The sequence below is a fragment of the Gilliamella sp. X-23 genome, from assembly GCF_057063545.1.
In genome coordinates, this window is the sequence record NZ_JBXSQG010000002.1 from 25,727 (window position 1) to 40,783 (window position 15,057).

At 33.9% G+C, this 15,057-nt stretch carries 12 protein-coding genes; 6 read left to right on the forward strand and 6 right to left on the reverse strand.

Annotation, left to right across the window (positions count from 1 at the left end; genetic code table 11):
* Nucleotides 1-6: 6 nt before the first annotated feature.
* The 3 genes from ACYH9I_RS01805 to manD all read right to left on the reverse strand — a co-directional run bounded on the left by ACYH9I_RS01805 (nt 7) and on the right by manD (nt 3,665).
* Entirely contained in the window at nt 7-1,356 is a 1,350-nt protein-coding gene (locus tag ACYH9I_RS01805) for an MFS transporter (protein ID WP_483558458.1), read from the reverse strand.
* A 62-nt stretch (nt 1,357-1,418) separates the two neighbouring features.
* Complete coding sequence (locus ACYH9I_RS01810; protein ID WP_483558460.1) at nt 1,419-2,435, reverse strand: Zn-dependent oxidoreductase; 1,017 nt, start codon at nt 2,433-2,435, stop codon at nt 1,419-1,421.
* A 15-nt stretch (nt 2,436-2,450) separates the two neighbouring features.
* A complete protein-coding gene (gene manD / locus ACYH9I_RS01815; protein WP_483558462.1) occupies nt 2,451-3,665 on the reverse strand; it encodes a D-mannonate dehydratase ManD in 1,215 nt (404 codons plus the stop codon).
* Between the two features lie 290 nt (nt 3,666-3,955).
* Here manD and ACYH9I_RS01820 point away from each other — a divergent pair, with 290 nt between their 5' ends.
* Together ACYH9I_RS01820 and pabB are read left to right on the forward strand one after the other, a co-directional pair.
* Nucleotides 3,956-4,531, forward strand: coding sequence for an anthranilate synthase component II (locus tag ACYH9I_RS01820; RefSeq protein WP_483558464.1), 576 nt, complete (start codon nt 3,956-3,958; stop codon nt 4,529-4,531).
* Between the two features lies 1 nt (nt 4,532).
* Nucleotides 4,533-6,287, forward strand: a complete 1,755-nt coding sequence (gene pabB, locus ACYH9I_RS01825; protein WP_483558465.1) for an aminodeoxychorismate synthase component I — start codon at nt 4,533-4,535, stop codon at nt 6,285-6,287.
* 44 nt (nt 6,288-6,331) lie between these two features.
* On the opposite strand, the gene ACYH9I_RS01830 is transcribed toward pabB, so the two are convergent.
* The 3 genes from ACYH9I_RS01830 to ACYH9I_RS01840 are packed head-to-tail and all read right to left on the reverse strand — an operon-like array spanning nt 6,332 to nt 9,813.
* The gene (locus ACYH9I_RS01830) at nt 6,332-6,916 is read right to left on the reverse strand and encodes a PqiC family protein (protein WP_483558467.1); all 585 of its coding nucleotides are present in this window, start codon (nt 6,914-6,916) and stop codon (nt 6,332-6,334) included.
* A complete protein-coding gene (pqiB, locus tag ACYH9I_RS01835) occupies nt 6,916-8,553 on the reverse strand; it encodes an intermembrane transport protein PqiB (protein ID WP_483558468.1) in 1,638 nt (545 codons plus the stop codon). The genes ACYH9I_RS01830 and pqiB overlap by 1 nt, the downstream gene beginning before the upstream one ends.
* Before the next feature lie 15 nt (nt 8,554-8,568).
* Nucleotides 8,569-9,813, reverse strand: a complete 1,245-nt coding sequence (locus ACYH9I_RS01840) for a PqiA/YebS family transporter subunit (protein ID WP_483558470.1) — start codon at nt 9,811-9,813, stop codon at nt 8,569-8,571.
* A gap of 491 nt (nt 9,814-10,304) precedes the next feature.
* Here ACYH9I_RS01840 and recA point away from each other — a divergent pair, with 491 nt between their 5' ends.
* The 4 genes from recA (at nt 10,305) to csrA (ending at nt 15,015) form a co-directional block, all read left to right on the forward strand.
* Complete coding sequence (recA, locus tag ACYH9I_RS01845; protein ID WP_091349058.1) at nt 10,305-11,351, forward strand: recombinase RecA; 1,047 nt, start codon at nt 10,305-10,307, stop codon at nt 11,349-11,351.
* A complete protein-coding gene (locus ACYH9I_RS01850) occupies nt 11,344-11,850 on the forward strand; it encodes a regulatory protein RecX (RefSeq protein WP_483558471.1) in 507 nt (168 codons plus the stop codon). Before recA ends, ACYH9I_RS01850 begins: the two co-directional genes overlap by 8 nt.
* 197 nt (nt 11,851-12,047) lie before the next feature.
* Entirely contained in the window at nt 12,048-14,681 is a 2,634-nt protein-coding gene (alaS, locus tag ACYH9I_RS01855) for an alanine--tRNA ligase (protein WP_483558472.1), read from the forward strand.
* Nucleotides 14,682-14,820: 139 nt separating this feature from the next.
* A complete protein-coding gene (gene csrA / locus ACYH9I_RS01860; RefSeq protein ID WP_483558474.1) occupies nt 14,821-15,015 on the forward strand; it encodes a carbon storage regulator CsrA in 195 nt (64 codons plus the stop codon).
* Nucleotides 15,016-15,057 lie beyond the last annotated feature (42 nt).

Genomic DNA, 15,057 nt, shown 5'->3' on the forward strand with positions numbered 1-15,057 from the left:
CTTAAATTATAATGCAGCATCATTTAAATCAGATAAATCACGATCTTTAATTTCTGGCATAAAAATCGCTGATATCAGACCAATACAAGAATAAACAATGATCATAACAACAATTGGCCACCAATCGTTGACAATATTACAGAAAATTCCGGCTAATAAAGGACCAAACCCAACTGCAATAAGACCTCCGGATTCTTTAGATATTGCCATTTGAGTAAAGCGATTACGAGCACCAAACATTTCCGCCATAGTAATATTTTCTAGCGCAAATAACCCTAGTACTGCAATGTTATGAATAATAATTAAGCATAACATTATAGTGCTAACTGAATAACTTTTATCAACAACAATAGATAGCATTGGATAAGCAAGAATAATTGAAGAAACAGTCAAAACAATATATGGAATTCGTCGACCAATTTTGTCAGATAACCACCCTAAAAAAGGAATAGTAACAAATCCTACAATAGAACTAATCATTAAAGCATCTGTAGGTATACCTTTTTCGAATAATAAAGCCTGCACCAAGTAACCTGCTAAAAAAGTTTGAATTAACCCTGAATTTCCTGCTTGCCCAAAACGTAAACCAGTTGCTAGCCAAAATGATTTACTTTTTATCATTTCAACTAATGAAATGTGTTTGATTGGTTGTTTGTCATTAATTGATTGGGTATTTACATCATTAACACCATCAAATACAGGGCTTTCTTTTAAGTTCATTCTAAGCCATATCGCAAAAATCATAACGATCGCACTTACAAGGAAAGGTACTCTCCATCCCCATGCAATTAGCTGTTCTTTATCTAACCAAAAAAACATAACTGCCCAAATTGCGGTAGCGCTCAATGTACCGCAATTAGTGCCCATTGCAACTAATGAAGAAATAATTCCTCTTTTTCCTATAGGTGCATATTCTGCAAGCATAGTGCCTGCCCCTGAAATTTCGGCACCAGCACCCAAACCTTGAACTATTCGTAAGAGAACCAACATTAAAGGAGCTAAAATACCTACTTGAGCATAAGTTGGTAATACACCAATTAGTGTTGTACAAATACCCATCATAGTAATTGTAATAAATAATACTTTCTTTCTACCAATTGCATCTCCCATTCGTCCAAAGATAAAAGCACCAACAATTCGGGCAATGTATCCTGCCCCATAGGTTCCCATAGCTAAGATTAGTGCCATAATTGCCGATTGTTCGGGGAAAAATATTTCACGAAATACTAGTGCAGCGCCTAAAGAATATAATTGAAAGTCCATAAATTCTAATGCTGTTCCAAGCCATCCAGAAACAGCCGCTTTAACTAAATCTGAAGCATTTCTTTCACATTTAATCTTTCCTATGTTATTCATATTTTACTCGCCTTATAATTTTATATATAAAAGATCATCAATAAAAATGTGTTTAAAAATTCCTAGCTAATAGTTAGTAACACCTTGCAACACTGTTTTTGATCTTTTTCAAAAGTTTCTATCGCTTGAATGACTTGCATATAATCGAATTGATGTGTGATTAACTTTTGCGGGTCAATTAATTTTTTCTTAAGCCAATCAATTACAACTGGAAATTTATTAGCATTTAATCGAGATGAAAAAATAGATAATTCTTTACTTGTAATACCTTGCTGAGTTATCTGACAGGCATCACTTGAGAACCCCATAATCAAGATTCTTGCTGCTGGTGATGCAATACTAATTGCTTCTTGCAAAATGGATGGATGACAGGCTGCATCTATAATAACCGTCGGTTTAATACTGAGCTTATCCAGCTCATCTTTTAAAGATAAAGAGGTATTGTTTATTACTCTGTCAGCACCACTAATTTTTGCCATATTTAAACGTTCTTCAATTCGATCAACAACAATGACCTCTTTAACGTTATAAACTCCTTTTAACGCTTGTACTGAAGTTAGTCCCATTGGGCCTGCACCATAAATTAGTACAATATCATTTTCAGTTGGTTTTAAATGGCTGGTTGCATTTGCTGCGATAGTAAATGGTTCAATCATCACTGCAAACTCATCACTAATTTCATCTGGGATAACATAAGCATTTTTACTTGGAACTACTGCGTACTGACTAAATCCACCATCTCGATGAACACCCAATACAGTAAGAGATGTACAAACATTAGGACGACCTACTAAACAAGAATAGCAGTGCCCACAACTAATAACTGGATCGACAGATACTCTTTCTCCAATTCTAGATCTATCAACCCCTTCACCAACTTCATCAATCACACCAAAAAATTCATGACCAATAACTCGTGGATATTTAACAAATGGGTTATGTCCGCGGTATATATGGCTATCTGAACCACAAATACCTGCTAATTTTACTTTTACTCTTACTTCCCCATTTGCAGGCTGAGGAACTTCTCGTTCCTCAATTACCAATTCATTAGGTTGTTTGATTACAATACTTTTCATATAACCTCCTATAATTTACCAATTCCACAACGTACCATCTTCTAAACGAGCAATAGGTAAGTAAGCTGGTTTGTATGGATATTTTTCGGCAAGTTTTTCATCGAAATCTATACCAAGGCCTGGTTTATCGCTTGGGTGCATATAGCCATCATTAAAAGTCCAGTTTGGTGAAAAGACTTCTAGCATTTGCTCTGAATAACCCATAAATTCTTGCACACCAAAATTAGGTACCCACATATCAAAATGCAGTGCAGCTGCATGGCAAATAGGGGATAAATCAGATGGTCCGTGGGATCCTGTTCTTACTTGATAAAGTGCAGCAAAATCAGCAATACGGCGCATATGAGTAATACCGCCAGCATGGGTAATTGTAGTTCGAATATAATCAATCAATTGCTCTTGAATAAGTTGTTTGCAATCCCAGATGCTATTAAACACTTCACCAACTGCAATTGGAGTGACTGTATGTTGGCGTATCAAACGAAAACATTCTTGATTTTCGGCCGGTGTCGGATCTTCCATCCAAAACAGCCTGTAATCTTCTATACTTTTTCCAAAACGAGCAGCTTCGATTGGTGTTAAACGGTGATGCATGTCATGTAGTAGATGCTCATTAAAACCAAATTTATTTCGTACGGCATCAAACAATTTAGGCATAAAATCGAGGTATTTCTCTGTTGCCCAACATTGTTCTTCTGGGTAGTTGCCACGAGTGGCAGGTTCATAAGCTAGGTTTTTCCCTTTACTTTGACCATAGGTTGTCTTCATACCCGGTATGCCACATTGCACACGAATTGCTTTAAACCCCATTTCCTTATGTTTAGCATAGTCATCTAATGCTTCGTCAATGCTTGCACCAGTAGTATGACAGTAAACCATAACTCCTGTGCGCGACGCGCCTCCTAATAACTGGTAAAGAGGCATGTTGGCTAATTTTCCTTTAATATCCCACAGAGCCATATCAATGGCCGAAATAGCTGACATAGTCACAGGACCACGACGCCAATAGGCGCCTTTATAGAAATATTGGAAGATGTCTTCTATTTGATGCGGATCACGCCCAATTAGTTGAGGGCACAGATGATCTTTAAGATAAGAAGCTACGGCCAATTCACGTCCATTAAGCGTTGCATCACCAACACCATAAACTCCTTCGTCGGTGGTTATTTTTAATGTGACAAAATTTCTTCCTGGACTGCATACAAAAACATCTGCTTTTACAATTTTCATTCAATACCTCTCGTGTAAATTTAGACGTTATTAAAATAACAACTCAAATACTACCATACAAGTAGAGTTGTATGTTTTTGTGAAATCAATCACAGAAAAACTGCTTTTTGTAAAAAAGTTTCATTAAAAATATTGTTTAAGTATAAAAGAGAGATAAAAAGAGGGTAAAATCGCAATGATTTCTTCTTTTAAGTGTATTAACGATATAATAAAGCCTGTTACGACTGGATTTTAACTGTTACAGTTACCGGTTTTTAAATCAATATGTTTTGTAATTAATGGACTGTATTTTGATATTATTAATAGATAATTATGATTCTTTTACATTTAATATTAACGATTATTTATGCCAAGTTGGCGCCGAAGTTAAAGTTATCAAAAATGACGAACTAACAATCGAACAAATAAAAGAACTAAGCTTTTCTAAAATTATCATTTCTCCTGGCCCAGGGGCACCAGTTAATGCAGGAATATCACTTGCTATTATTGCCGAATTTGCTCATATTTATCCGATATTGGGAATTTGTTTAGGACATCAAGCCATTGCACAATATTATGGGTACCACATTGCCAAAGCACCAACACCGATGCACGGTAAAGTTGATGAAATAATGCATGATGGTCAGGGGGTATTTAAAGGAGTCAAAAACCCGCTTTCAGTGGTTCGCTATCACTCATTAATTGCATGTGATAATTTTTCACAAGAAGATTCTCACCTGATTGTAACCGCTAGAAACAATCAAGGGTTGATTATGGGATTACGTCATAAAACGTTACCCATTGAGTCAGTTCAATTCCACCCTGAAGCGATAAAAACCGAATCAGGTTTACAAATGATTAATAATTTTGTCCATGAGCAATCTTAATATGAAAATTTATATAGATTTTGAAGGTCAGCATAAATATTTTTGCAATCCTATTGCCATTTTAAGATCAAATGATTACTCGACAATTCAACAACAATTCGATTTAATCGAAAAATTTACGCAACAAGGTTTTTATGCGGTTGGGTATCTCGCTTATGAAAGTGCAACGGGGCTAAATAATGAAAATAAAACAAAACATAATAATGATGTCCATCAAGGTATACCACTATTGTTATTTGGTATTTTTGATCATTTTTCTATCGTTGAACAAATAGAACTAAATGATTATACACCTCCAAGCTTTGATTTAATAAGCGATACATCAAGAGATGAATATAATCAAAAAATTGCCTTTATTCGATCACAAATTGAATCAGGTAATACTTATCAAACCAACTATACCATTCAATTTACCGCACCATTTAATGAAAGCGCTATGGATTATTACCATTTTCTACAAAAAAACAATCAGGCTGATTATTGCGCTTATCTTGAGTTTGACGATTATCATATTTTATCGATTTCACCAGAATTATTCTTTAAGTTAGACAATACCATTATTACGACAAAACCAATGAAAGGGACCACAGCACGTGGCCTAAATATTCAACAAGATAAACAACAATTAAAGTTATTATTTTCTGAAAAAAATCAAGCTGAAAACATGATGATTGTTGATTTGTTGCGTAATGATTTAAGTCGCATTGCAAAACCAGGAACGGTGACAGTTCCGAAATTATTTTCAGCGGAAAAATATCCAACCGTTTGGCAATTGACTTCAACGATTCAAGCTGAAATGAAGGAAGATGTCAGTTTATATCAAATTTTTCAAGCCCTATTCCCTTGTGGCTCAATTACCGGTGCCCCAAAAACCAGTACCATGCAAATTATCGCAGATATTGAAAACTCCCACAGGGGAGTTTACTGTGGGACAATTGGTTATGTTGAACCTTATATGAATAAAGCTATATTTAATATCCCAATTCGTACATTAACCATACACAATAAACAAATGCACTATGGTGTTGGTGGTGGAATCACTTGGGATTCAACATCTCAAGACGAATATAGTGAGATCTTAGCGAAAACAGCCATTTTAAATCGCACTACTTCTATCCCAAAATATATTATTGAATCGTTGTTGCTTGAAAAAGGACAATTTTTATTATTAGATGAACATTTAAGCAGACTTGCTCAATCAGCTGATTATTTTGATTTTAACTGTGATATTAATACAATTAAGTTGCAACTTATTAAGTTAGCAAATTCAGTGCCTAACAACCTTTATAAAGTGAGAATCTTACAGCAAAAAGATGGGCATTACACTATTAGTAAAGAGATCATTAACAGGCCGATAGAAATTAATGAAATTCAACTTGCAACACAGTGCGTTGATAACCAAAATGTCTATTTGTATCATAAAACATCAAATCGTGAGCACTTTCCGGATTTAACTGTAGGAAAAGAATATATTAATTTTAATCAATACAATGAGATAACTGAATTTGTTAATGGTAATATCGCGCTATTGATTAATGATCAATGGGTTACACCTAAAAAAGAATCGGGATTATTAGCTGGAACCATGCGGCAATTTTATCTGGATCACAATCAATTGTTAGAAAAAACGATTTTAAAAGATGATCTGGTAAATGCCCAAAAAATCGCTTTTATCAATAGTGTTCGTAAATGGGTGGACATTGATGATAAGGTTTTTAGTCAATTTAAATTGTCACTAAGATCTATTGCCATTTAAGTTTAGACATTCCGTCAGCGTGCTGACGGAATGTCAGTGTAACACTAATGTTTTATTGAGTTTGCAAAGTCTAGTTCTTCATCTTGCCATCCTTTTGATAACGCTTTAACTAAAGCATCATAACCATTGGTTGCTAAAGGAATATGGCGCTCAAATGGTTTGATTTCAATATTATTTTTACGGTCAGTAACAACCCATCGGCCTTTAATTATCGCATCCCCCATATAACTGCCATGAAAGCTATCTATAAATAATTTTACCGTTATTGTTGGTGTTGTAATTGATTTACTGGACACTAAATAATTGGGTAACATAGCAGTTAAATCCTGCGTTACTCGGTCTTGTAATTGCTGAGATAGCGTCGATATCCATAAATGGTTCGTTGCTGTTTCATATTTGATATTATCGGTTTGTAATACAATGCCAGGTTTATTTAAAAAACTCGCCACATCAATCGACTCAATCCAAATAAATTGATTCGTGGTTTTCATATTTTGCGATACAGGAATCTGTAAATTGCTAGTGAGTTGAAAATAACTTTTACTTGAGTTACCAGCTGAGCAACCCACTAATATGGCAAATAATGGTATAAATATAGCTATAAATAACTTTTTATATATTCTGTTCATTATTTTTTACCTTTTGCTTGGGGTTCTTGATCTTTCTTCGATGGAGCAGAAAAAATTAGTGCATTACTCTTATCATTAAGCGTATTGAGTAATGGAGTGAGTTCATCCATCATCTGTTGCACTTTTTGTAAACTCTCTTTCATTTGATTGTTGAGCTCAGAACCTGGTTGTAATTCTTTCATTGTTTCATTTAATGAGCGTAATGTTTTTTGCAGATCTTTTGGCATATTCTGCATCTCTTTACTTGCCATAACTCGATTTAATGAATCCATTAAGCGTTGGCTTGAAGCGAGCGAGTGATTAAGCTGTGATACCGTATTATTAATAGGCAAATTGTTAAAATTATCTAATAACTGCATAACTTTTGATTGAATTTGAGCAATTCCTGTTGAAGTCGCCTCAATAGTATCGTAACCAAATTGTTTTGCCATTTTTGGATCATATTTATTTTTCAGATCAGGATAAAAATCAAGATCTATATACATCGCACCGGTGAACATGTTTGATGTTTTTAGTGAAGCTCTTAATCCATTTTCTTGTTCTTTCATAATCAATGCGGCAATATCAATTTTTTCATCAACTAATTCAGATAAGCGATCTGGTTCAATTCGAATTAATATTGGTACCCTTTTATTTAAAATTGAGGATCTTTTTAACATTTCTGCAGTATAAAATGGTACTTTAGATACTGTACCTAGTCTAATACCATGATATTCAACTGGTACACCTTCTGATAATCCAGATATAGAATCGGAAAGCATAACAAGAAATTCTTTATATTCAGTATATTGCGAATCTTTAATAGATTTTTTATCTTCATATAATTTATAAACTGCATTTTGTTCGGCAGGAGCACCTAATTTAGAACCATCTGGTAAATCAAAACTGATTCCCCCCGACATTAACACATCTAAAGAAGGTACATCTAGGCTTGCACCTTGAGATGAAAGTGTTAAATTTATCCCCCCTTCTTTCCAAAAACGAACATTTTGTGTTACTAGCACATCGTAAGGTTTTGTAATAAATATTTGATATTTCATTTTACGTGCTTCAATATCAAATTCTGATGTCTCAACATTACCTACACGATAGCCATGAAACATAACAGAAGCACCTCGAGGGATCACACCATTTTGCTCACTTTCTAAATTTAAACGAATTCCTTTAATACTTGGATCAGACAATGGTGGTGTATCAGAAAGCACGAAAGGTTTATGTTGAAAACTATGCGTATCGCTTCCCGCAACTAATTCGATATAAACGCCCGATAAGATAGTACCTAGTCCAGTCACTCCATCACGACCAATTTCAGGCTTAACAACCCAAAAAATTGAGTCATTTTTAAGTAACGGAACCATGTCATTATAAATACGGCCTTTTATTACCACTTGTTTGTAGTCATCAGATAAAGTTACTTCATCAACTATACCAACATCAACGCTACGGTTTTTAATTACCGTTTTTCCTGCAATAATGCCACTTGCGTCTTTTGCGAGCAATGTGAACGAGGTACCTCTATCAGCAAAATGGGCATAGATTATCCAAATACCCACAATTGCAGTAACAATCGGAATAATCCATATAGCTGAAATAGCTCTAATTTTAATTATTTTTGCTAATTTACTTGATGTTGCCATATTGTTCCTATTAATCTATTTTCTTTTTTGCGGACGATCCCAAATTAACCGAGGATCGAATTTTTGTGATGCAATCATCGTGATAATAACGACAGTTGCAAAAAATGTAACACCAATATCTGGGTAAACGCCCATCATTTGCTGATTTCTAACTAAAGAGCAAATAACAGCAACCACAAATATATCAATCATTGACCATTTACCAATAAACTCAACTGCAGTGTACAATCTTTTCATTTTTAAGCAATTATGTTTGTTTTTTCGTTTTACTGCTAATGCAAAATAACAAAGCCAACTAAGTGAAATAATCTTTAAGATTGGAATAACAACACTCGCAATAAAAATGACAAGTGCAACAGGTACATCGCCGGCTTGCCACATATAAATAACGCCATCCATAATAGTGGAAGTTGATGGCGCCCCAAAAACAACAGTTATCATAATTCCAAATAAATTGGCGGGAATGTAAAGAATTAATGAAGTAACCAATAAGGCTAGGGTCCATTGTATTTTATCAAGATCTCTGACCTTGCTTTTTTGTTTACACCTTGGACATTTTACATAGTGCACTGGCAATATAGCCTGACAGCATTTGCATAGTTTTAAATTTTGACAAATGCCAGTTTTACCAACTTTTGGTATATCGGTAGCAAAATTACTACGATGAATTTCGTCCCAAATTGTTTCCGGTGAAAAAATCACTAAAGACTTTATATAAAAAAAGACAAATAGACAAAACGCCCAAAATGTACCTGTCACACCAATACTGCCATAACTCATTAATTTAACAAAGCTAACTAAAATACCAGTAAGAAATATTTCAGGCATACACCAATGTTGACACTTTTCATAAACAACAAGCAGATCTCGTTTACGATACTTTGTTAACTGTAGTTTGGAACAGAGTAAAACAATAATTGATAAATTGAATATAGGAAAAAGTAAAACAAACAAGATAAAAAGTGCTGAAATATAGCTATAATTATCAGAAAAAAGGGTTTTAGGAATATCTAATACGCTAACACCGATGAAATTACCCACAATACGGATATCAATAAAGATAAAACCATAAGCTACAATAATCATAATTAATGAACATATTGCATACATAGCTGCACTAAACTTCATATTACTATTATTTTTAGCTAACGTTGTATTACAACGTGGGCACACAGCTTTATGCCCTATCGTTATATCTGATAATTCGATGACCAAATCACAGTGTGAGCATAAAACATAATGTTGTCTATCAATAATCATTATTTTCCTTTTTCTGATGTATATTTAACCTATAAAGATATTTCAAATTAATACTAAACTTAAGTATAAATACTTAAACAAATAAAATTAGGTTAAAAACACTTCAAATCTCATTTTGTCAAATTGAATATTTTGTAAGTATTACTGAATTAAATTAGTAAAATTTGATTATTATTAGATTTTATATATAACAATTTTTATAAAATACACCGCTTTTCTTATTTATATTTAAACAATCATTATTTGTTTAAATTTGTTTGAGTATTATAATCATAAAATGAGTAGAATAATCCAATAAATTTAATCTTGAATATTAATATTTCATCACCATCTGTTAGTTTCAATTATTACACCAAATGGACTATTGGTAAAAAAACTGTGAACAAGCTCCCATAACTAACTAAATAACTGTTTGTGTATAAAAAAAACTTGATACTGTATAATAATACAGTATAATATATCCGTATCCTAACTCATTGGAATTTTATAATATGAACGAAAATAAACAACGCGCACTTTCCGCTGCATTAAGTCAAATCGAGAAACAATTTGGTAAAGGTTCAATTATGCGTTTAGGGGATACCCAAACGTTAGATGTGGATGCGGTATCTACTGGTTCTTTAGGGCTAGATATTGCATTAGGTATCGGCGGCTTACCAATGGGTCGAATCGTTGAAATTTTTGGACCAGAATCATCCGGCAAAACAACACTCACCTTATCGGTTATAGCACAAGCTCAAAAAGAAGGTAAAACATGTGCATTTATTGATGCTGAACATGCTCTCGATCCAATTTATGCTGCAAAATTAGGTGTAAAAGTTGATGATCTATTAGTTTCTCAACCTGACACTGGTGAACAAGCACTTGAAATTTGTGATGCTTTAGTTCGTTCTGGTGCTGTTGATGTAATTATTGTTGACTCCGTTGCTGCTTTAACACCAAAGGCTGAAATTGAAGGAGAAATGGGCGATTCTCATATGGGATTACAAGCTCGTTTAATGTCACAAGCTTTGCGTAAGCTTACCGCAAACATCAAAAACGCCAATTGTTTAGTTGTGTTTATCAACCAAATTCGTATGAAAATCGGTGTAATGTTTGGTAATCCTGAAACAACAACCGGTGGTAATGCGCTTAAATTCTATGCCTCTGTTCGTCTTGATATTCGTCGTATTGGTTCAGTGAAAGAAGGCGAAGATATTATCGGTAGCGATACTCGAGTAAAAGTGGTTAAAAACAAAGTTGCTGCACCATTTAGACAAACTGAATTCCAGATTTTGTATGGTTGTGGGATTTCAAAAGAAGGTGAACTAATTGACTTAGGGGTTAAACACAAATTGGTCGATAAAGCTGGAGCATGGTATAGCTACAATGGCGAGAAAGTGGGGCAAGGTAAAGCTAACTCAATTAAGTTTTTACAAGAACATCCCGAAATTGCTAAAGAACTCGAAATCAAACTACGTGATTTATTACTAAATAGTCCAGCAGTTTTTACAGCTGATGACGAAAATATTTCATCTGAGGATGAAAGCATTGAATAATGAGAAAAAACTCAATAAATTAATCCTAAATAAAGCTGTGCAGTTACTTGCACAGCGCGATCACTCTTCATATGAGCTAAGCCAAAAAATAACATTTTTTTTTGCAAAGAAACAACAAAGTACAGATGAAGAATATCATGATCTGTTAGCCAAACTAAAAACAGAAATACGAGATGTAATTGAGCATTGTATTAATCAAAATTGGATTAATGATGAGCAATATATTGAAAAATATATTGTTATGCGTGCCAATAAAGGTTATGGAAAATATAAAATTGCAATGGAACTTAAACAAAGAGGTTTATCCGTTCATTTAACTCAACAACTATTGCAAATGGCTAATATCAACTGGGCCAATCTAGCATATGAACAATTGCTAAAAAAGCTAAAACAAATTGATTCTAAAAATAACAATAAAAAACAAAAAGGTATTCAATTTTTAATGGCAAGAGGTTATACACAAGATGATATTAAAGCAGTGTACAATTTATTGACTTAAATAGTGATAATATCTAGAATAGAATATATACAATTTAGTAAAACCGATTACAAATAAAAGCTCACTAATTCTTTTTTCCTTATTTACTTGTAGTATTAATTAGCTCCACCCCAATATAAGAATATTTACTTTTCAACTTTTGTTGTAACAGGTATATTACTACATTTAAATATCTATCGTTTTATATGGAAGCATAAATGAAAAGCACAGCAGAAATTCGTCAAAATTTTCTTGACTTTTTCCGTGACAAAGGACATGAAGTTGTCGCAAGTAGTTCCCTTGTTCCACACAATGATCCAACATTATTATTTACTAATGCTGGAATGAATCAATTTAAAGATGTATTTCTTGGTATTGATAAACGTTCTTATACTAGAGCAACAACATCACAACGTTGCGTCCGTGCTGGTGGTAAACATAATGATTTAGACAATGTTGGTTATACAGCCCGACACCATACTTTTTTTGAAATGTTAGGAAACTTTAGTTTCGGTGACTATTTTAAGCATGATGCCATACATTTTGCATGGGAATTGTTAACTAGCAAAGAGTGGTTTAATCTACCTAAAGATAAATTAACCGTTACCGTTTATGAGACAGATGACGAAGCTTATGCAATTTGGGAAAAAGAAATAGGAATACCTAAAGAACGCATAATTCGTATTGGTGATAATAAAGGTGCCCCGTATGCCTCAGATAATTTCTGGCAGATGGGAGATACTGGACCTTGTGGCCCTTGTACCGAAATTTTCTATGATCATGGCGATCATATTTGGGGAGGACCTCCTGGTAGCGCTGAAGAAGACGGTGACCGATTTATCGAAATTTGGAACATTGTCTTTATGCAATTTAATCGCCATCCTGACGGTACAATGGAACCATTACCTAAACCATCAGTCGATACTGGTATGGGACTAGAACGTATTGCGGCAGTATTGCAACATGTCAACTCTAATTATGAAATAGATCTATTCAAAAAATTAATTAATGATGCAGCCCACGTTATTCAAACTAAAGATTTAGAAAGTAAATCTCTACGCGTTATTGCTGATCATATTCGTTCTTGTGCTTTTCTAATTTCGGATGGGGTCTTACCTTCAAACGAAGGTAGAGGTTATGTTTTAAGACGTATTATTCGACGTGCTGTGCGCCATGGGCATATGCTAGGTGCAAAAAATGTTTTCTTCTACAAACTTGTTAAACCCTTAATTGATGTTATGGGAAGCGCAGCAGTTGAACTAGAAACTAATCGAAAATTAGTTGAAGATGCGCTAAAAATTGAAGAAGAGCAGTTTTTAAAAACATTAGAGCGCGGGTTATTTTTACTTGATCAAGAATTAGCAAAGCTAACTGGTCAAATATTACCTGGTGATATTGCATTTAAACTTTATGATACTTACGGCTTCCCGTTAGATTTAACGGCTGATGTATGTCGCGAAAAAAATATCACTATTGATGAAGCGGGTTTTAATCAATGCATGGAAGAGCAAAGAAAACGAGCCCGCGAGTCAAGCTCATTTAATGTCGATTATAGCAATGTTATTAAACTTGATGATAAAACTGAGTTTTTAGGCTATCAAGCAACAGAAGCCTCAGGAAAAGTTATTGCTATATTTAAAAATGGCCAGAAAGTTGAAAATATTAGTGCTGGCGATGAAGCGATTGTCGTTTTAGACAAAACACCATTTTATGGAGAATCAGGTGGTCAAATTGGTGATAAAGGTTTATTAACAGCAGCTAATCTTGAATTTAGCGTTTTTGATAGCCAAAAATATGGTAAAAGTATTGGCCATTTAGGAAAAATAATTAAAGGTTCTTTAAAAATTGGCGATAATGTCACTGCTGCTATTGATATCGAGTTACGCGAACGTATTCGCCGTAATCATTCCGCTACACATTTATTACAAGCGGCTTTACAACGTGTTTTAGGTAGCCATGTTCATCAAAAAGGATCTTTAGTTAATGATACCTATCTGCGTTTTGACTTTTCACATAATCAATCCATTACACCAGAACAAATTATTGAAATAGAGAACTTAGTTAATCAGCAAATTCGTCGTAATTTACCAGTAGATATTGAGCTAATGCCAATTGATAAGGCTAAAGATAAAGGTGCTATGGCTTTATTTGGTGAAAAATATGAAGATATTGTTAGAGTTCTAACAATGGGCGATTTTTCAATTGAACTGTGTGGTGGTACTCACGTAGATAGAACTGGCGATATTGGTTTATTTAAAATAATAACAGAGTCAAGCATTGCATCTGGTGTACGCCGTATCGAGGCAACATCAGGACAAAATGCAATGGATCTGATACATAATGAATCTAATCTATTAACTCAAATTGGGCAATTAGTTAAAAGTGACAAATCTGCAGTTATAACACGCATTGAACAATTACTTGATCAAACTAAGCTGCTTGAAAGAACGATTGAACAATTAAAAGCACAGAAAGCTAGCCAAGAAAGTACACAATTGCTTAATCAATGTGAAACAATAAATAACAAAAATTTGCTTATTGCTAAACTGGATAACGTCGAAGCAAAATTATTACGGACAATGATTGATGATCTTAAAAATCAATTAAAAACAGGTGTAATTGTTTTAGCTGCCGTTAATGATGGCAAAATTAATTTAGCTGCTGGTGTAACCAATGATTTAGTCAATATTGTTAAAGCAGGCGAATTAGTTTCTCAATTAGCATTAAAGATAGGTGGTAAAGGTGGTGGGCGACCTGATTTTGCTCAAGCAGGAGGAACGGATCTCTCAGCGTTACCAGAAGCGTTATCTTCGGTGAAAAAAGAAATCAGTAGCAAATTACAAGCAAGTTAGCCATATATACTCAAATGTTTGATAATTAAATATTAGAGTTTTTCTTTAAAATTCCATCTTTCTGTTTTTATAGATGGAGGCTAACGAAGCTATATCTTAAAATTGTTGGATATATACTTAACTGATATTAGGAGATCTAATGTTAATTTTAACTAGGAGAGTAGGTGAAACACTAATAATTGGTGACGATGTAGTTATTACCATCTTGGGCGTAAAAGGTAATCAAGTCAGAGTTGGTATTAATGCACCAAAAGAAGTTTCTATTCATAGAGAAGAAATATATAACAGAATTCATCAACCACAAGAAATAAACGATGAATCACCCAAATCCTGATGGTAATATTGGGCAGGAAATAAACAACCAGCACGTATAAAT

Coding starts and splice junctions, on each gene's coding strand:
- ACYH9I_RS01805 (WP_483558458.1), bottom strand. CDS start 1,356: ATGAATAACATAGGAAAGATTAAATGTGAAAGAAATGCTTCAGATTTA.
- ACYH9I_RS01810 (WP_483558460.1), bottom strand. CDS start 2,435: ATGAAAAGTATTGTAATCAAACAACCTAATGAATTGGTAATTGAGGAA.
- manD (WP_483558462.1), bottom strand. CDS start 3,665: ATGAAAATTGTAAAAGCAGATGTTTTTGTATGCAGTCCAGGAAGAAAT.
- pabB (WP_483558465.1), top strand. CDS start 4,533: ATGAAAATTTATATAGATTTTGAAGGTCAGCATAAATATTTTTGCAAT.
- ACYH9I_RS01830 (WP_483558467.1), bottom strand. CDS start 6,916: ATGAACAGAATATATAAAAAGTTATTTATAGCTATATTTATACCATTA.
- pqiB (WP_483558468.1), bottom strand. CDS start 8,553: ATGGCAACATCAAGTAAATTAGCAAAAATAATTAAAATTAGAGCTATT.
- ACYH9I_RS01840 (WP_483558470.1), bottom strand. CDS start 9,813: ATGATTATTGATAGACAACATTATGTTTTATGCTCACACTGTGATTTG.
- recA (WP_091349058.1), top strand. CDS start 10,305: ATGAACGAAAATAAACAACGCGCACTTTCCGCTGCATTAAGTCAAATC.
- alaS (WP_483558472.1), top strand. CDS start 12,048: ATGAAAAGCACAGCAGAAATTCGTCAAAATTTTCTTGACTTTTTCCGT.
- csrA (WP_483558474.1), top strand. CDS start 14,821: ATGTTAATTTTAACTAGGAGAGTAGGTGAAACACTAATAATTGGTGAC.